Raw genomic sequence first — 17,091 nt, forward strand, 5'->3', positions numbered from 1 at the left:
CGATCCTATTCCATCGCCGACAGCCCCGCTGTCGTGCGCCCAGAGCCCCGGTGTCGTGCGCCCAGAGCCCCGATGTTGTGCGCCGATAGCCCCTACTTCAGCCCGCTGTTGGCGATACCCAGCACGATGTAGCGCTGCAGGAACAGGAACATCGCGATCACCGGCAGCATCGACACCACGGACATGGCGAGGATGTAGTTGAAGGGCACCACCAGCTGGCTGTTGAACTGGGCCAGCGCCACCGGCAGCGTGTACTTCGACTGGTCCTGCGCGATGATCAGCGGCCAGAGGAAGTCGTTCCAACGCCACATGATCGAGAAGATCGTCACCACCGCGATGGGCGCCCCGCACAGGGGGACCACCACCTGCAGGAACGTCCGGAACTCCCCCGCCCCGTCGATGCGGGACGCCTCGATCAGCTCGTCCGGGATCGACAGCATGTACTGGCGCAACAGGAACACCCCGGTGGGGGTCGCCGCCGGCGGGATGATCATGCCCAGCAGGCTGTTGACCAGCCCCAGCTGCGCGGCCACCTGGTACACCGAGATCAGGATCACCTGCAGGGGCACCATGATCGTCGCCAGCACGAGCAGGAACAGCAGGTTGCGCCCCCGGAAGTTGTACTTGGCCAGCCCGTACGCGCACATCGTGTTGATCACCAGCGTGAGGATGGTCGCCGCCACGGTCACGATGGTCGAGTTCATCAGGTACGTCCCGAAGGCGAAGCTCTCCAGGGCGCCGGTGTAGTTGTCGAGGTTCCACTGCGCGGGCAACGGACGCGGTGGGCGCGCGGCCAGCTCCACCTCGGTCTTGAAGGAGGACAACAGCGTCCACACGAGCGGGATGAGTATCACCAGCGTCGTCGCGACGAGCACGGTGTAGCGGATGACGAGGCCGAGCGTGGGCGTCCGCCAGTGGCCGGTCGAGGTCCAGGTCGAGGTGCTCATGCGGCGTCCTGACGGCGTCCGTTGAGGTAGTTGAGCAGGGTGAAGCCGAACACGCAGATGAACAGGATCACGCCGCCGGCCGAGGCGAGCCCGTAGCGGATCGGTGACTCGAAGGCCCGCTCGTAGATGTACTGGACCATGAGCGTCGTGGCGCCGACCGGGCCGCCACCGGTGAGGGTCCAGATGAAGTCGAACGACTGGAAGCCCGAGATGGTCGCCAGGATCACCACCACCAGCGTCGTCGGACGCAGCAGCGGCCAGGTCATCGAGAGGAACTGCTGGGTGGGGCTCGCGCCGTCGATGGCCGCGGCCTCGTAGACGCTCGGGTCGATGCCCTGGAGTCCCGACAGCATGATGAGGGTGTAGAAACCGACGTGGATCCACAGGCCGACGAAGATGATCACGACCATCGCGAGGCGTCCGTCGATCAGCCAGCCCGGCTGGCCGAGGCCCACGGCGTCCAACCCCACGTTCAGCAGGCCGTTGGTGCGGTTGAGGATCCAGCCCCAGAGCAGGCCGACGACGACCGCCGACAACAGGCTGGGCAGGAACAGCACGGCCCGGAAGAAGCCACGGCCGCGGAAGGACTGGTTGAGCAGGATCGCGTACCCCGTGGCCAGGATCGTGGTGAGCACCACGAAGGCGACGGTGAACACGAGGGTGGAGGTGAACGCGCGCAGGAACGCCTGGTTGGAGGTCAGCTCCGCGTAGTTCTGGAACCCGACCCAGCGGAACGTGCGGCCGTTCGTGGAGTCGTAGAGCGAGATGTTGAACATGTTGATCGCGGGCCAGATCGTGAACAGGCCGAACACGATCATGTTGGGCAGCACGAACAGGTAGGGCGCGATCTTGATCGGGCTCAGCCACCGGCGGCGGCTCCGGGTGGGAGCCGCCGTCGGGGCCGCGAGCGTGTCAGCCGGCAGCATTCGTCTCGACGACCGTGCGGATCGCCTCGGACGCCTCTTGCGCCGTCTTGCCTCCCTGCATGACCTGGCCGATCTCGGCGATCACCTCGCGTCCGGTCGCGCCGAACACCGGCGAGAAGTTGGCCGGGTACGTGTCGTCCGGGGTGAGGGCGACGTCGGCGAGGAACACCTTCATGTCGTCACCGCGGTTGGTGTACTCGATCCCCTGCTCGATGAGGTCGTTGCGGGTGGGCAGGAAGTTGGCCTCCACCGCCATGTGGGTCTGGGCCTCGGCGCTGTTCATGAAGGCGATGAACTCGGAAGCCAGCGGGACGTTCTTGCCCTGCTCGAACCCGACCATGAACTTTCCGCCCGGGAACCCGCCGCAGCGCTCGGCGCACGGGTTCGGCGCGGCCGCCCAGGTGAAGTTCGCCTTGCTCGACAGCGAGGCGACCTGCCAGTTGCCGGAGATGTAGACCGGCACCTGCTGGGCGAGGAACACGTCGGCGGGCGCCGCGTACTTCGAGCCGGCCTGCAGGAACACGTCCTTGGGCATGACCTCGTCGTTGTTCAGGGTCACGAACTGCTCGATCGCCGTGGCTCCCTTGGCGACGTCCCAGTTGGGCTCCATCCCGTCGCCGGCGAACAGCGTCGTGCCGTACTGGCTGAACATCGTCGAGAGGCGGTGTGCCGAGATGTCGATGGCGATGCCGTACTCGGTGCCCTGGCTCTCCTTGACCTGCTTGGCCGCGGCGACCATCTCGTCCCACGTCCACTTCTCGCCGAGCTTGGGGTACGACACCCCGGCCTTCTCGAAGAGGTCGACGTTGACGAGCGGACCGTTCATCGTGAGGTCGCTGAAGACCGCGATGGGGTTGCCGGACGCGTCGTGGGTGAACGCGTCGCTGCCGGCGATGAACTGGCCGTCGAGCTCGTCCTTGACGGCGCTGAGGTCGGCGAGGTCCTCCAGCCACGGGCCGAGGCCCGCGACGCGGGCCACGTCGGGGGCGTTGTTGCCCGCCAGGCGTGCCTGCAGGGTCTGCTCGAGGTTGGCGTACGGGACGACCTCGAGCGTCACCTTGGCGTCGTTGGCCTGCTCGAACTGGGCGATGAGGTCACGGGTCGCCTGCTCGTCCGGTCCGTCGGTGAAGTAGACGTAGGTGAGCTCGCGGGGGGCGTCGGGCGCCGCGCTCTGCGGGCCCGGCGCGGGTTCGGTGGTGGTGGCGGGCTGGCCCGGGGCGCACCCGGCCAGGGCGAGTGCACCGGCCGTCAGGAACGCTGCGAGTTGAAGGGTGCGTCTCTTGGTCACGGTTCTCCCTCTCCGGGGCACCATCGCCCCGTCGTCGCGCGCCGCGGCCCGATCGTGCCATGGGAGGACCGCGGCGTCTCTTGAGCGCACAGTAGGCCGGACGCCGCGGGTGCACAATGCTCTCGGCGGCACGCGCGGGGCGAACGGCCCCCGGCGAGGGAAATCTCCTGAAACCCCTTGCCACAGCGAACAAGGGAACGTATCCTACGCCCCTTGGAGGCTCGCGATGAGGTCTGGGCTGGTGGCCAGGGTGACCTGCGGCGGGTAGAGCCCCATCACCTGCACGGCGGCGGCGTGGTTCTCCGGGGTCGACCCGGCGCAGGCGTCCGTCACGACCGTGATCGTGGCGCCGGCGTCCGCCGCGGGGAGCACCGTGGAGATCACGCAGCAGTCCGTCGACACGCCGGTGATGACCAGCTCGGCGGCCTCGCCGACCACGGGCGCCAGGACGTCCCACTTGCCGAAAGTCGGGGCGTCCAGGACCAGCGCGTCCACGTCGGCGAGGTCGTCGACCAGGTCGAAGTACGGGTCGGTCGGCGGACGGTCGGCGAACGGCCAGGCCTTCATGTAGGCGTCCCACGATCCCAACCGCCCGGACGCCTCGGGCGGCACCCAGCGGGTGATGATCGTGCGACCGGCGTAGTGCGGCAGGAGTTCGTTGATGCGGCGCACGGCGTCAGCCCACATCGGCGAGCCCCAGTCGGAGTCCGGGTCGGCGAAGATGCGCTGCGGGTCGATGACGACCAACCAGGGCCGGCTCACGCCCGCTCCTCCTGGCGGACGATGGTGCCGCGGCGCGCGATCAGCGTGACGACAAAGCTCAGCACCAGCGCCAGCAGGACGCCGAGGTTGGCCCACGGCCAGACGCCGTCCCAGGCCTCAACGCCGTCGACGACGGTGCGGGTGCCCAGGCCGAGCGGCTCGAGCAGGTAGCCCTGCCAGTTGGCCCATGGCGCATCGCCGGCGAACTGGTTGATGACCAGGCCCCAGCCGATGATCGTGGCCACGACCAGGGTGCCGATCGAGACCCAGTCGAACGCCTGGTAGCGGCCGGTCGGCTCGAAGAGCGCGAGCTCGTCGTAGGGGCGCTTGCGGGTGACGATGTCGGCGATCAGGATGCCGGCCCACGACGCCATCGGGACGCCGAGGACCAGCAGGAAGCTCTGGAACGGGCCGAGGAAGTTCTCGGCGAAGAACACTACCCAGATGGTGCCGATGGTGAGGATGACGCCGTCGATGGCGGCCGCCGCCGGGCGCGGGATGCGGATGCCCAGGCTGAGCAGCGTCAGGCCCGAGGAGTAGATGCCCAGCACGGCGCCGGAGACCAGCGCGAGCACGGCGGTGATCCAGAACGGGATCAGCACCCAGATGGGCAGGATGGTGGCGAGCGTGCCGATCGGGTCGCTGGCGATGCCCTCGCTCAGGGCGGGGTCGGAGCCGGCGAGCAGCAGGCCGAACGTCACCAGGACCACCGGGGCGACCGAGCCGCCCAGTGTGTTCCACAAGACGATGGAGCCGTTGGAGGCGTCCCGGTGCTGGTAGCGCGACCAGTCGGCGGCGATGTTGATCCAGCCCAGGCCGAAGCCGGTCATCACCATGGTGAGGGCGCCCAGCAGCTGGCCCACCGAGCCCGACGGGATCGCCTGCACGGCCGCCCAGTCGATGTGGCTGACGGTGAGGAGCATGTACAAGATCGTGATCGCGCCGGTGATCCAGGTCAGCACGGACTGCAGCTTCATGATCGTGTGGTACCCGAGCACCGACGCGATGACGATGAGGGCCGCGACGGCGACCGCCGCGATGATCTTGGTCGTCGCGCCCCCGCCGATGCCCAGCCGGTCGAACACCGTCGCGGTAGCGAGCACGGCCATGATGGCGAGGAACGTCTCCCAGCCGATCGACAGCAACCAGCTCACGATGCCCGGCAGCTTCTGCCCGTGGACGCCGAACGCGGCGCGGGACAGCACCATCGTGGGCACCGAGCCGCGCTTGCCGGCGATCGCTATGATGCCGCAGAGCACGAACGAGATCGGGATACCGATGAGCGCCACGACGAGCGCCTGCCAGAACGAGACGCCGAAGCCGTAGATGAACGCGGCATACCCCATGCCGAACACGGACACGTTGGCGGCGAACCAGGGCCAGAAGAGGTCGCGGGGCTGCGCAGTCCGCTCGGACTCGCTGATGATGTCGATGCCGTTGGTTTCGATGAGGCGGCTCTTCGTGGCTTCGTCGAAGCCCGGGGCCGGCTGCTGCACCGGCTGTGATGCGGTCATCCCCGCAGTGTCGCACGGGCGAACCGCCCGGATCGCGCAGGAGCACCCGGCGCGCCGCGGCGCCTCCGGGGGTGGGTCAGGGTACCCTGCCGCGCAGGAGGTCTTCCCCATGGCTCCCGTCCTCTTCCTTCGTGCCCTCGCCGCAGCGGGCATCGCCGGCGTCCTCGTGCTCGCCGTCAACGCCGTGGCCACCATCGGACCGGGCAGCTCCGGCTCCGCGCCGGGTGGGATCGTCCCCGCCCTCGCCGACCCGGGCCCCGTCCCCGGCCAGCCACTGGTCGGCGACGACCCGGTCACGATCGCCTTGGCCGGCGACGTCCACTTCGAGAATCAGCTCGCCCCGGTGGCCGCCGACCCGCAGGGGCTGGCGTCCCTCGCGCCGCACCTGGGCGCCGCCGACCTGACCATCGTCAACCTCGAGTCGGCCGTGACCGACGGGGGCGGGAGGCGGATGGCCGGCAAGCAGTTCACCTTCGCGACCCCGCCCTCGGGCCTCACCACGCTCTCCAACGCCGGCGTGGACGTGGTCTCCCTGGCCAACAACCACGGCGTCGACTTCGGCGCCAAGGGCCTGGAGCAGACGCTCGCGGCCCGGGCCGGCTCCCCCGTCGCCATGGTCGGCATCGGGGCGAACGCGGCCGAGGCCTTCGCGCCGTCCGTCCACACGGTCGACGGCATGTCGATCGCCGTGCTGGCGGCCACCCAGCTGCGCGACCACACGACGGTCTACTTCCGCGCCGGTGAGGACAAGGCCGGCGTGGCGAGCATGGAGGACCCCGAGCGGCTGCTGGCCGCCGTGCGCGAGGCGGCCATCACCCACGACGTCGTGGTGGTCGTGCCGCACTGGGGCGTGGAGAAGCAAACGTGCCCCTCCGCCAAGCAGGTCGCCGCAGCGAGGCAGCTGGCGGACGCCGGGGCCGACGTGGTCGTGGGAGGCCACAGCCACCGCGTGATGGGAAGCGGCTGGCTGGGCGACACCTACGTCGGCTATGGGCTGGGCAACTTCGTGTGGTTCCGCAACACGACCTTCCCCGGGCGTTCCACTGGCGTGCTGACCATCGAGGTCGACAAGGGGCAGGTCTCGGCCAAGAGAAAGGCGCTCGCCCAGGGCGAGCCATCGCCCGGCCCCGTGGTCGTCCGGGACGCGTGGCAGCCGCTGTCGATCCCAACCTCCGGCATCCCGGCCCCCGACCCGGAGACGGCGCAGCAGATGCTGGCCGACCGGGAGAAGGCCGTGGCGTGCAGCGGCCTCGACGCCGCCCCGCGCTCAGCGCCCCTGGTCGCCACCGCCCCCGGCCGATAGCCCCGCCAGGAAGGCGTCGATCTCGGACGCCGTGGGTGCGGCCGCCGGGCCACGGCGGGTGACGGCGATGGCGCCGGCCACGTTGGCCCGCCGGCAGGATTCGACCCAGTCGGTGCCCCGCGCGCGCTCGGCCAGCAGGACGCCCGTGTGCGCGTCGCCGGCCCCGTTGGTGTCGACCGGCTCCTGCGGGAAGCCGGGCACGTCGGTGGTCGTCCCGCCGACCGCGACGGCGCACCCGTGGCGCCCGTCGCGGACCACGACGACGATCCCGGGCAGCAGGCCCGTGAGCGCCTCGGCCGCGTCGGCCATGTCCGTGCCCGGGTGGTCGGCCCGCCGGACGCCGTGGGCGGCGAGCAGGTCGTCCGCCTCCTCCTGGTTCGAGGTCCACACGGTGGTGTGGCGCAGCATCGTGGCCCGGTCCCCGGGCGGGAGGGCGGCGAACGCCGCGCCGGGGTCGAGGACGACCTCCACCCCCTCGGGGAGGGTGTCGAGCCAGGTCAGGAGCGGCGCCCGGGTCGACTCGACCGCCAGCGAGTAGCCGGTCACGCAGACGAGGTCGCCGGCGGCGGGCCCGCTGGCGGCGAGGCTGTCGACGGTGATGCGGCGCTCGGCGCCCAGTGTGGTGACGAACGTCCGTTCGGCGCTGGGTTCGACGAGGACGACGCACAGGGCGGTGTCGGCGTCCGGGACCGCCGGGGCGGACCACACCACGCCCTCCCGCGTGAGCGCGGAGCGGATCAGGTCGCCGTTGGGTCCGGTGCCGATCGCCCCCGCGTGCACGCACTCGGCGCCCGAGCGGGCCGCGGCGGCGAGGATGTTCACCGCTCCCCCGGCGTGCTGGTTCCAGTCGACGGCCATCACGTTCTGCCCCCGGCGCGGCAGGGCGGGGATCATGGCGGTGGCGTCCACCAGCGCCTGGCCGGTGTGGATGATGCGGGGCATCAGCCGGCCCGCAGGATGCTGGTCAGCTTCTTGCCCTTGGCGAGTTCGTCGACAAGCTTGTCCATCCAGCGGATCTGCTGCATGAGCGGGTCCTCGATGTCCTGGACCTTGTGGCCGCAGATCACCCCGGTGATGAGCGTGGCGTTGGGGTTCATCTTCGGCGCTTGGGCGAAGAACGTCTCCAGGTCGCGCCGATCGGCGACCGCCGCGGCGATGCCGGCCTCGTCGTAGCCGGTGAGCCACTCCAGCACCGTGTGGAGGTCCGCGACCGTGTACCCCTTCTTCTGCGCCTTGGTGACGTAGTGCGGGTAGATGTCGGCGAACGGGATGCCGAAGATGCGGTGTCGGGTCACGGCGGACAGCCTAGGTCCGCCGAGGGCTTGGGTTCACTCCGCCGAGGGCTTGGGCCCACTCCGCCGAGGGCTTGGGTTCACTCCGCCGAGCGCTTGGGTCCACTCCGCCGAGGGCTTGGGATCGCCGGGGGCAGTGCCCCGGACGTCCGAGCCGCGGGCAAGCCCTCGGCGAGGTGAAGGCAAGCCCTCGGCGAGGTGAAGGCAAGCCCTCGGCGAGGTGTAGGCAAGCCCTCGGCGGTCAAGCAGGAGTCCTGCTCGTGCCTCCCGCTTCGCCGCGGCGAACGGAGGGTCAGGCGGGTGTGATGGAGCCGGTCAGGTAGGGCTTGCCGTCGCGGTTCGTGACCGCGAACGAGGAGCCGTCGGTGGCGAAACCCGCCTTGCCGGGCAGCAGGATCGGGCGCTTGAACTCCACGTCGACGGTGTACGCGTCGGGCAGCCGCGGCTCGAGGGCCGCAATCACGCGGGCGTGCGTCCACATGCCGTGGATGATCGGCCGCTTGAACCCGAACACCCGCGCGGTCAGCGCGTTGAGGTGGATCGGGTTCACGTCGCCCGACACCGCCGCGTACTGACGGCCCAGGTCGGCGGGCAGGCGCCACTGCTGGCTGATGGCCGGCAGCGCGACCTCGGACGCCGCGGGCTCGGCCTCCGCTGGTGCCGAGGCTCCCGCGACCTTGCCCCCGAGGGCGAGGTAGCTGCTGGTGCCCGTCCAGACGGTCTCGCCGCCGCGTCCACGCACCTCGCCCAGCAGGTCGAACAGCGCGCCCTTGCGGTGCGGGCGCGCGTTGCCGGCGCGCACCACCAGGGCGAGTTCCTCGCCGACCGACACAGGGCGGTGCAGCATCATCGAGTTCGACGCGTGCACGAGCCCGGCCAGTGCATACGGGAAGTCGCGCTCGGCCATCAGGGCCGCCTGCAGCGGGAAGGTCAGGACGTGCAGCCACGTCGGCGGCACGTGGTCGCGCAGCGTGAAGCCGCACACCCGGGCGTAGGCCGACAGCCGCGCGATGTCCTGGCGGTGGGACGCCACGATCGCTGCCCGCCCGGGCACCGGGCGCGCACCGCGACCGGCCCCGATCGAGCCGGCGACGCCGCGCGCGAGCAGCGGCCCGATGGACGGCAACTCGGGAAAGACGAGGTCGGCCATGTCAGCGCCCGATCAGGTTCTGTCCGCAGACGCGGATGACCTGGCCGTCGACGCCGCCGGAGGCGGGGTCGCACAGGTAGGCGATGGTCTCGGCCACGTCGACTGGCGAGCCGCCCTGCGACAGCGAGTTCGTCCGACGGAAGACCTCCCGCTGCACGTACGGGATCGCCGCCGTCATGTCGGTCTCGATGAAGCCGGGCGCCACGCCGTTGGTGGTGACCTGCGAATCCGCGAGTTCGTCTCGCATCGCCCAGACCAGGCCCATCACGCCGGCCTTGGAGGCCGCGTAGTTGGTCTGCCCCTTGTTACCGGCCCAGCCCGAGGTCGAGGCGATGCCGATGATGCGGCCGTCGGACGCCAGCGCGCCGGGCTGGCCGTGGTCGAGCAGGACCTCGTTGATGCGCATCTCGGCGGCGAGGTTGACGTCCAGCACGGATGCCCACAGCTTCTCGTCGAGGTTGGCCAGCATCTTGTCGCGGGTGATGCCGGCGTTGTGCACCATGGCGTGGATGCGGGCATCCGGCCCGTGCACGCGGGCGACGTGGGCGGCGATGCGGGCGCCGGCGTCCGGGGCGGTGATGTCGAGCTGCAGGGCCGAGCCGCGCAGTTCGTTCGCCACCTTGGCCAGCGCGTCACCGGCGGCGGGGACGTCCACGACCACCAGGGCCGCGCCGTCCCGGTGGAACGTCTGGGCGATGGACGTGCCGATGCCCCGGGCCGCGCCCGTCACGACCACGATGCGCCCCTCGAAGGGACGGTCGGACACCGAGCCGTCGTGGTCACCCTTGGCGGGACCCACCCGCCAGACCTGGCCTGACACGAACGCCGAGCGGCCCTCGAGGAGGAAGGACAGGGTCGAGGCAAGGTCGGACGCCCGCGTGTCGGGCCCCACGAGCACCAGGTTGGCGGTCGCCCCGCCGCGGAGTTCCTTGCCGACCGTGCGCATGATGCCGTCGATGCTCTGGGCGACGGCCTTGGCCTCCAGCCCGTCGACGAACTCGGCCTCGGTCGCCAGGAAGATGACGCGGCCGGACTTCTCCAGCCCCTTCATGACCGGGCGCAGCACCTGGCGGATGAGCTCGAGCTGGGGGATCTCGCGCAAGCCGGTCGCGTCCACCACGAGCGCGCCGGGGCGGGTCGTGTAGCGCGGGGGCTGCGGGCGGCCCTTCTCGTCCGGCGTCCGGTTGTCGGCGACGTCGAGCAGGGGCTCGACGGTCTCGACGCCGAGGTGGCCGAGCACGTCGGCGGCGATGCCGCCGCCGGGCAGGGACGCCAGCGCCACGGGCCCGGCGGCCGGCACGCGCCCACGGCGCAGGACCGGGGGCTCGGCGAGGCCGGCCTTGGCGGTGACCTTCTTGCCCAGGGGCGAGGTGAGGATGCTCTCGAGGATCGACATCACACGGCCTCCAGGATCGCGGTGACGGCCATACCGCCGGCGGCGCAGATGGAGATGAGGCCCTTCGAACCCGCACCCTTCTCCGCGAGCATCTTGGCCAGGGTGGCGACGATCCGGCCGCCGGTGGCGGCGAACGGGTGGCCGGCGGCCAGCGAGCTGCCGTGCACGTTCAGCTTGGCGCGGTCGACGGTTCCGGTGCCGTTCTGCTCCAGCGCCGCCAGCGTGGCCAGCACGGTCGAGGCGAAGGCCTCGTGGATCTCGATGTAGGTGAAGTCGTCCAGCCCCAGCCCATTGCGCTCGAGCAACTCGGGGATGGCCCGGGCGCCGGCGAGCAGCAGGTCCTCGTTGCCGGTGACGTAGTCGGACGCCGCGACCTGGGCGTCCACCACCCTGGCCAGCACGGGCCAGTGGTGCTCACGGGCATACGACTCCTCGGCCAGCAGCACGACGGCCGCGCCGTCGGTCAGCGCGGTGGAGTTACCGGCGGTCATCGTGCCGTCCTGCCCGCCGAAGACCGGGCGCAGCTTGCCAAGCGCCTCGATGGTGGTCTCGGGGCGGAGGATCTTGTCCTTGGCGACCTTGAGGTAGGGGGTGACGAGGTCGTCGAAGAAGCCGGAGTCCCAGGCACGAGCGAGGTTCCGGTGCGAGGCGAGCGCCAACTCGTCCTGCGCCTGGCGGGTGATGCCCCACTTGGCGGTGGTCTGCGCCTGCGACTCGCCCATGGAGAGACCGGTGCGCGGCTCGACGACGGCCGGCGGCACGGGGGCGAGGTCGGCCGGGCGGACGGCGGTGAACGCCTTGACGCGGTCGAGCGGCTTGCGGGCGTAGGACGCCTTGAGCAGCGCGCGGCGCAGGCCCTCCTTGACGACGATCGGGGCGTCGGAGGCGGAGTCAACACCGCCGGCGATGGCTGTGGTGGCCTGGCCGAGACGGATTTTGTTGGCCGCGTAGATGACGGCCTCCAGGCCGGTGCCGCAGGCTTGCTGCAGGTCGACGGCCGGGGTGTGCGGGTCGAGGGCGGAGCCGAGCACCGACTCGCGGGTGAGGTTGAAGTCGCGCGTGTGCTTCAGCACGGCGCCCGCGACGACCTCGTCGACCTTCTGGCCGGCGAGGCCGAAGCGGGCCACCAGCCCGTCGATCGCGGCGGTCAGCATGTCCTGGTTGGACGCCGCGGCGTACGCGCCGCCGGACTTCACGAAGGGCGTCCGGTTGCCGCCGACGATGACGGCGTTGCGCAGCGACGCGCCTGGGGACTGGGGCATGGGTGCTCCTCGACTGTCTGAGGTTTGCGGAAAGTTTCCGGCACTCACGGTAGCAGGTACACGAAGTTTCGGATACCCTCGGTGCATGACAACTTCCGTGGACGGCCGCGCGACCCGCTGGGCCCAGCACAACGCCGAGCGCCGGCGCGAGCTGGTCGAGGCGACCCTGCGCGCGATCCGGAAGCACGGGCACGGCATCGGCATGGACGACCTCGCGGCGGACGCGGGCACATCCAAGACCGTCTTCTACCGCCACTTCGGCGACCGCGCCGGGCTGTACACGGCGGTCGTCGAATCCGTGCAGGAGTTCATCCTCGGCAACTTCATCGGCCCCCTGGCCGCGGAGCTGCCGCCCGCCCAACTCGTCACCGAACTCGCCGACGCCTACCTGGCCGTCGTCGAGGCGGACGGGGAGATCTACCGGTTCGTCGCCAACCGTCCCGGCGACTCCCCCGACCCGGTGCTCGGCATCACCAACCGCATCGGCGACGAGGTGTCGGCGGCCTTCCGCCGTTGGTTGGTCGCCGAGGGCCTCGACACCGAGCCCGCCAACATCTGGGGGCACGGCGCCGTCGGCTTCATCTGGGCCGTCGCCGACCGTTGGATCCTCACCGATCTCAGGCGTCCCCGCGCGGACGTCGTCGCCTATGTCCACCAGTTCTTCGCCCCGGCGTTCGCCGGACAGCAGACCACTCGCACCACCGTCCCGACGAAGGAGTCCTGACCACCATGACGCTCACCGCTGACGCCCCCCAGACCAACCAGGCAGCACCCGCGGCGTCCGGCCGCGTCACCGCGACCGGCGAAGCACTGCGCAGGGCGCTCGACGGCCCGTTCCACGACGTCAAGCAGCGCTGGCGCACCGAGGTGACGGCCGAGGACTTCGTCCGCGACCCCGAGTGGGACATCCCGACCGCCCGCGCGTGGGCGCTGGAGAAGCTCGTCGACCTCGCCGGCCGCGAGTTCGCCATCGCCGGCTTCCCCGAGGCCCAGGGCGGCCGCGGCACGCAGGCACAGTCGGTGGCCCACTTCGAGATGCTCGCCATGGGCGACCTGAGCCTGACCATCAAGTCCGGCGTCCAACACGGTTTGTGGGGAGGCGCAATCACGAACCTCGGCACCCGGTGGCACCACGAGACCTGGCTGCCCGACACCATCACCGGCAAGGCCACCGGCTGCTTCGCGATGACCGAGCTCGGCCACGGCTCCGACGTGCAGTCCATCGAGACCACCATCACGTGGATCGCAGAGGACGGCGAGTTCGAGGTCCACTCCCCGACGCCCGGCGCGACGAAGGCCTACATCGGCAACGCCGCCCAGCACGGCAAGTGGGCCGCGGTCTTCGGCCAACTGATCGTCGACGGCGAGAACCAGGGCGTGCACGTGGCCGTCGTCCGCATCCGCGACGAGGACCTCTCCCCCGTCTCGGGCGTCACCTGCGGCGACCACGGCCACAAGGGCGGCCTGCTCGGCGTCGACAACGGCACCATCACGTTCGACCACGTGCGCGTGCCCCGCACTCACCTGCTCGACAAGTTCGGCGGCGTCGGCGAGGACGGCGTGTACCACTCGGCCATCGAGTCCAAGAACGCCCGCTTCTTCACGATGCTCGGCACGCTGGTCCGCGGCCGCATCTGCGTCGGTGGCGGCGCGGCGTCCGCGACCCGCAAGGCCTTGTCGATCGCCACGCGCTACGCCCTGAAGCGGACGCAGTTCCGCCAGCCGGGCCTGGGCGAGGAGATCCTGCTGCTCGACTACCAGACACACCAGCGCAAGCTGCTGCCGAACATCGCCAAGGCCTACGCCTACGGTTTCGCGCAGAACGAGCTCGCCCTGCAGTTGCAGCGTGTGACGGACGCCGAGGGTGCGAACCCGGTCGCCGCCCGCGAGCTGGAGACCCGCGCCGCGGGCATGAAGTCGCTGCTCACACGCTGGGCCAACGACACCATCCAGGTCGCCCGCGAGGCCTGCGGCGGCGCCGGCTACCTGAGCGAGAACGGCCTGACCATGCTCCGCCAGGACGCCGACGTCTTCGCCACCTTCGAGGGGGACAACACCGTCCTGCTCCAGCTCGTCGCCAAGGCCCTGCTGCTGGATTACAAGAAGACGTGGGGCGACATGGACATGCGCGGCACCGCGCAGGCCACGGCCCGCATGATCGGCGGGACGTTCCTGGAGCGCACCACCGCGCGCGCCGTGATCGACCGCATCCTGGCCGGCTCCAAGAGCAAGGACGTGGGCTCCCGCGCCTGGCACATCGAGATGTTCGAGGACCGCGAGAAGCACACCGTCGAGGGCCTGGCCAAGCGCATGCGCGCGGCGGCCAAGGCGTCCGACTCTTTCGCGGCCGTCAACGCGTGCCAGCAGCACATGCTCGCGGCCGCCCGCGCCCACACCGACCGCGTCGTGCTCGAGGCCTTCATCGAGGGCATCCACCAGTGCGAGGACCGGTACATCGCCTCCATCCTCGGCAAGGTCTGCGACCTGTACGCGCTGGCCACCATCGAGGAGAACCGCGGCTGGTACATGGAGCACGAGCGCTTCGACGGCGCCCGCTCCAAGGCCATCACCGAGGCCGTGGACGCGCTGTGCGTGGAGCTGCGCGGCAAGGCGCTCGAGCTCGTCGAGGGCCTCGGCGTCGAGGAGGCGTGGCTGAACGCGGCCATCCTGCGGTGAGCCGGCGGGCGGGGGCGGCGTAAGCTCGCGCCATGGTGATGCTGCCCCGCCCTGAGGTCGATCCAGACGGACTGCTGGAGTACTCGGTCGTCTACACCGACCGCGCCCTCAACCACATGTCGGCACGGTTCGTGCGGGTGATGGCGGACATCGACACGGTGCTCACCCAGGCCCACGGCGCCCACACGGTCGCCGTGGTGCCCGGGGGTGGCACTTACGCGATGGAGTCCGTCGCGCGCCAGTTCGCGACCGGCGCGCGCTGCCTCGTCGTGCGCAACGGGTTCTTCAGCTACCGGTGGTCGCAGATCCTCGAGCAGGGCCGCATCGCCGAGTCCGTCGCGGTGTGCGCGGCCTCCCCCACCTCGGACGCCGCGCGGCCAGGCTGGGCGCCCGCGCCCGCCGAGGAGGTCGCGGCCCGCATCCGGGCGACGCGACCGGACGTGGTGTTCGCCGCGCACGTCGAGACCGCGGCCGGCATCCTGCTGCCGGACGACTACCTGCGCACGGTCGGTCAGGCCGTCCGCGAGGTCGACGGGCTGTTCGTCGTCGACGGCATCGCGTCGGGCGCGCTGCTGGTCGACATCGCCTCCGTGCACGCCGACGTCCTGGTCGGCGCCCCGCAGAAGGGGTGGACGGGCACGCCCGCGGCCGGCTTCGTCCTGCTCGGCGACCGGGCCCGCGCCCGGCTGGACGGGACGACGTCCAGCAGCTTCGCCCTCGACCTGGCCCGCTGGGTCGGCATCGCCGAGGGCTACCGCGAGGGGCGTCCCGGCTACCACGCGACCATGCCGACGGACGCGTTGGCCATCAACGCCGCGCGCCTGCTGGAGACCCGCGACCTCGGCTTCGAGCTCCTGGCCGAGCGCCAGTGGGAGCTCGGGCGCCGCGTCCGCGCGCTGCTGGCCGAGCGGGGCTGGCCGTCGGTCGCCGCGCCCGGCTTCGAGTCCCCCAGCGTCGCGGTGGTGCACACCACCGACCCGGAGCTGAAGTCGGCCGCCGCGCTGAAGCGCGTCGGCGTCCAGGCCGCCGCGGGCGTCCCGTTGATGTGCGGCGAGCCCGATGACTTCTCGACGTTCCGCGTCGGCCTGTTCGGCCTCGACAAGCTCACCGACGTGGATGGCGCCGTCGCCCGCCTGCGCGACGCGCTGGACCGCCTCTGATGGAACCGATCGCGACCGCCCAGGCCATCCGCGAGGCAGAGCAGGCGTGGTTCGACGCGCACCCCGGCGGCGACCTGATGGGCCGCGCCGCGGACGCCGTCGCCGCGGTCTGTGCCGAGGTGCTGCGCGGGCGTGACCTCGTCGGGGTGCTCGTGGTGGCCGGCCCCGGTAACAACGCCGGCGACGCCCTCTACGCGGCCGCCGAACTCGGTGGGCTCCTCGGCCGCACGGTGCCCCTGTGGGTGTGGCCCGTGCTGGAGCGCGCGCACGCCGACGGGCTGGAGGCGGCCCTGGCCGCGGGCGCGGTCGTGGTGGACGCCGCGGGTGCGCTCACGCACGTGGGCGGCGCGGGCCTGGTCATCGACGGGTTCTCGGGCCTGGGCGGACGCCCCGGCCTGCCGGACGCCGTGGCAGCCCTGGCGCGGGCGGCCGCCGACGCGCGGGTGCCCGTTGTGGCCGTCGACATGCCCTCGGGGCTGGTCGCCGACTCCCCCGTCGCGCACTCCTCCTTCGTTGCCGACGTGACCGTGACGTTCATCGCCCGCAAGCTCGCGCACGTGGCCGAGCCCGCGGCGTCCCGGTGCGGACGCGTGGAGCTGGTCGACATCGGGGTGGAGCCGCCCCAGTCGCCCTGGTCGGTCGTGACGGACGCCGACGCGCGCGCCTGGTACCCCTTCCCCACCGCAGCCTCCGACAAGTACAGCCGCGGAGTCGTCGGCCTCGACACCGGTACGGACGCCTACCCGGGCGCCGCGGTGCTCGGGGTCTCCGGCGCTCTGCACGCCGGGGCGGGCATGGTGCGTTTCGCCGGTGCGGCCCGGGACGCCGTCCTGGCGGCCTTCCCGTCGGTGGTGGCGCCGCTCGACCCGGCCGCGCCCGGCCGCGTGCAGGCCTGGGTGGTCGGCTCCGGCTGGCCCGGCGCGGACGGCCCCCGCCTCAGCCGCCGGGTGGCCGACGGCGTCCCGCTGGTGGTGGACGCCGGCGCCCTGGACACGCTGCCGTGGCTGCCCTCGGCCCTGCCGTCGGGTTCGCTGGCCACGCCGCACGCCGGGGAGCTGGCCCGCCTGCTGGGCGTTGGGCGTCGGGCGGTGGAGTCCGACCCGATCGCCCACGCGGCCGAGGCCGCCGGGGCGTTCGGCGTCACTGTGCTGCTGAAGGGAGCCACCCAGTACTGCGCGTCGCCCTCGGGCGAGGTGCTCGTCGTGCCGGCTGGGCCGGCCTGGACGGCGGTCGCCGGTTCGGGCGACGTGCTCGCGGGCATCGCCGGGGCCCTGCTGGCGGCCGGCGTCCCCGCGCTGCGGGCCGGGGCGCTCGCGGCCGCGCTGCAGGCGCGGGCGGCGTCCGCCCTGAAGGGTCCGCGCACGCCCGAGGAACTGGCGGCCCGCGCGCTGCCCGGGGTCATCGCCGCGCTGTAG

General features: G+C 71.6%; 15 protein-coding genes. 5 read left to right on the plus strand and 10 right to left on the minus strand.

Annotated elements, in window-relative coordinates; translation table 11 throughout:
* Positions 1 to 92: 92 nt before the first annotated feature.
* From ET989_RS02440 to ET989_RS02460, 5 genes are all read right to left on the minus strand, one after another.
* Positions 93 to 947 carry a carbohydrate ABC transporter permease gene (locus tag ET989_RS02440; RefSeq protein ID WP_131166979.1) on the minus strand — a complete coding sequence of 285 codons (855 nt, stop codon included), beginning with the start codon at positions 945 to 947 and terminating at the stop codon, positions 93 to 95.
* On the minus strand, positions 944 to 1,873 hold the full coding sequence (locus tag ET989_RS02445; protein WP_131166980.1) for a carbohydrate ABC transporter permease: 930 nt from the start codon (positions 1,871 to 1,873) through the stop codon (positions 944 to 946). Before ET989_RS02445 ends, ET989_RS02440 begins: the two co-directional genes overlap by 4 nt.
* A complete protein-coding gene (locus ET989_RS02450) occupies positions 1,860 to 3,161 on the minus strand; it encodes an extracellular solute-binding protein (RefSeq protein WP_165489991.1) in 1,302 nt (433 codons plus the stop codon). Before ET989_RS02450 ends, ET989_RS02445 begins: the two co-directional genes overlap by 14 nt.
* Positions 3,162 to 3,365: 204 nt before the next feature.
* Complete coding sequence (locus ET989_RS02455) at positions 3,366 to 3,923, minus strand: cysteine hydrolase family protein (protein WP_131166982.1); 558 nt, start codon at positions 3,921 to 3,923, stop codon at positions 3,366 to 3,368.
* A complete protein-coding gene (locus ET989_RS02460; RefSeq protein WP_131166983.1) occupies positions 3,920 to 5,437 on the minus strand; it encodes a purine-cytosine permease family protein in 1,518 nt (505 codons plus the stop codon). The genes ET989_RS02455 and ET989_RS02460 overlap by 4 nt, the downstream gene beginning before the upstream one ends.
* Before the next feature lie 109 nt (positions 5,438 to 5,546).
* Here ET989_RS02460 and ET989_RS02465 point away from each other — a divergent pair, with 109 nt between their 5' ends.
* Positions 5,547 to 6,740 carry a CapA family protein gene (locus tag ET989_RS02465; protein WP_165489992.1) on the plus strand — a complete coding sequence of 398 codons (1,194 nt, stop codon included), beginning with the start codon at positions 5,547 to 5,549 and terminating at the stop codon, positions 6,738 to 6,740.
* Here ET989_RS02465 and ET989_RS02470 read toward each other — a convergent pair.
* From ET989_RS02470 to ET989_RS02490, 5 genes are all read right to left on the minus strand, one after another.
* Positions 6,705 to 7,682 carry a PfkB family carbohydrate kinase gene (locus ET989_RS02470; RefSeq protein ID WP_131166985.1) on the minus strand — a complete coding sequence of 326 codons (978 nt, stop codon included), beginning with the start codon at positions 7,680 to 7,682 and terminating at the stop codon, positions 6,705 to 6,707. The two genes, ET989_RS02465 and ET989_RS02470, sit on opposite strands and share 36 nt — an antisense overlap.
* Entirely contained in the window at positions 7,682 to 8,035 is a 354-nt protein-coding gene (locus tag ET989_RS02475) for a DUF2200 domain-containing protein (protein ID WP_131166986.1), read from the minus strand. The genes ET989_RS02470 and ET989_RS02475 overlap by 1 nt, the downstream gene beginning before the upstream one ends.
* Positions 8,036 to 8,324: 289 nt before the next feature.
* Complete coding sequence (locus ET989_RS02480; RefSeq protein ID WP_131166987.1) at positions 8,325 to 9,182, minus strand: MaoC/PaaZ C-terminal domain-containing protein; 858 nt, start codon at positions 9,180 to 9,182, stop codon at positions 8,325 to 8,327.
* A gap of 1 nt (position 9,183) precedes the next feature.
* A complete protein-coding gene (locus ET989_RS02485; RefSeq protein ID WP_131166988.1) occupies positions 9,184 to 10,578 on the minus strand; it encodes a 3-oxoacyl-ACP reductase in 1,395 nt (464 codons plus the stop codon).
* Positions 10,578 to 11,840 carry an acetyl-CoA C-acetyltransferase gene (locus tag ET989_RS02490; RefSeq protein WP_131166989.1) on the minus strand — a complete coding sequence of 421 codons (1,263 nt, stop codon included), beginning with the start codon at positions 11,838 to 11,840 and terminating at the stop codon, positions 10,578 to 10,580. The genes ET989_RS02485 and ET989_RS02490 overlap by 1 nt, the downstream gene beginning before the upstream one ends.
* A gap of 85 nt (positions 11,841 to 11,925) precedes the next feature.
* Between ET989_RS02490 and ET989_RS02495 the strand changes: the two genes are divergently transcribed.
* Genes ET989_RS02495 through ET989_RS02510 form a run of 4 tightly spaced genes read left to right on the plus strand, consistent with a single transcriptional unit; the run spans position 11,926 to position 17,091 of the window.
* Complete coding sequence (locus ET989_RS02495; RefSeq protein WP_165489993.1) at positions 11,926 to 12,564, plus strand: TetR/AcrR family transcriptional regulator; 639 nt, start codon at positions 11,926 to 11,928, stop codon at positions 12,562 to 12,564.
* A gap of 5 nt (positions 12,565 to 12,569) precedes the next feature.
* Positions 12,570 to 14,516, plus strand: coding sequence for an acyl-CoA dehydrogenase family protein (locus ET989_RS02500; protein ID WP_131166991.1), 1,947 nt, complete (start codon positions 12,570 to 12,572; stop codon positions 14,514 to 14,516).
* Between the two features lie 32 nt (positions 14,517 to 14,548).
* The gene (locus ET989_RS02505; RefSeq protein WP_206662195.1) at positions 14,549 to 15,676 is read left to right on the plus strand and encodes an alanine--glyoxylate aminotransferase family protein; all 1,128 of its coding nucleotides are present in this window, start codon (positions 14,549 to 14,551) and stop codon (positions 15,674 to 15,676) included.
* Positions 15,676 to 17,091 (plus strand): bifunctional ADP-dependent NAD(P)H-hydrate dehydratase/NAD(P)H-hydrate epimerase, encoded by a 1,416-nt coding sequence (locus ET989_RS02510; protein ID WP_131166992.1) that lies wholly within the window; start codon positions 15,676 to 15,678, stop codon positions 17,089 to 17,091. Before ET989_RS02505 ends, ET989_RS02510 begins: the two co-directional genes overlap by 1 nt.

The organism is Propioniciclava sinopodophylli, assembly GCF_004324755.1.
GTDB lineage: Bacteria > Actinomycetota > Actinomycetes > Propionibacteriales > Propionibacteriaceae > Propioniciclava > Propioniciclava sinopodophylli.

Bases quoted from the DNA above. Each gene is read 5' to 3' on its own strand.
- ET989_RS02440 (WP_131166979.1), bottom strand. From the start codon at position 947: ATGAGCACCTCGACCTGGACCTCGACCGGCCACTGGCGGACGCCCACG.
- ET989_RS02445 (WP_131166980.1), bottom strand. From the start codon at position 1,873: ATGCTGCCGGCTGACACGCTCGCGGCCCCGACGGCGGCTCCCACCCGG.
- ET989_RS02460 (WP_131166983.1), bottom strand. From the start codon at position 5,437: ATGACCGCATCACAGCCGGTGCAGCAGCCGGCCCCGGGCTTCGACGAA.
- ET989_RS02465 (WP_165489992.1), top strand. From the start codon at position 5,547: ATGGCTCCCGTCCTCTTCCTTCGTGCCCTCGCCGCAGCGGGCATCGCC.
- ET989_RS02470 (WP_131166985.1), bottom strand. From the start codon at position 7,682: ATGCCCCGCATCATCCACACCGGCCAGGCGCTGGTGGACGCCACCGCC.
- ET989_RS02480 (WP_131166987.1), bottom strand. From the start codon at position 9,182: ATGGCCGACCTCGTCTTTCCCGAGTTGCCGTCCATCGGGCCGCTGCTC.
- ET989_RS02485 (WP_131166988.1), bottom strand. From the start codon at position 10,578: ATGTCGATCCTCGAGAGCATCCTCACCTCGCCCCTGGGCAAGAAGGTC.
- ET989_RS02490 (WP_131166989.1), bottom strand. From the start codon at position 11,840: ATGCCCCAGTCCCCAGGCGCGTCGCTGCGCAACGCCGTCATCGTCGGC.
- ET989_RS02495 (WP_165489993.1), top strand. From the start codon at position 11,926: ATGACAACTTCCGTGGACGGCCGCGCGACCCGCTGGGCCCAGCACAAC.
- ET989_RS02500 (WP_131166991.1), top strand. From the start codon at position 12,570: ATGACGCTCACCGCTGACGCCCCCCAGACCAACCAGGCAGCACCCGCG.
- ET989_RS02505 (WP_206662195.1), top strand. From the start codon at position 14,549: ATGGTGATGCTGCCCCGCCCTGAGGTCGATCCAGACGGACTGCTGGAG.
- ET989_RS02510 (WP_131166992.1), top strand. From the start codon at position 15,676: ATGGAACCGATCGCGACCGCCCAGGCCATCCGCGAGGCAGAGCAGGCG.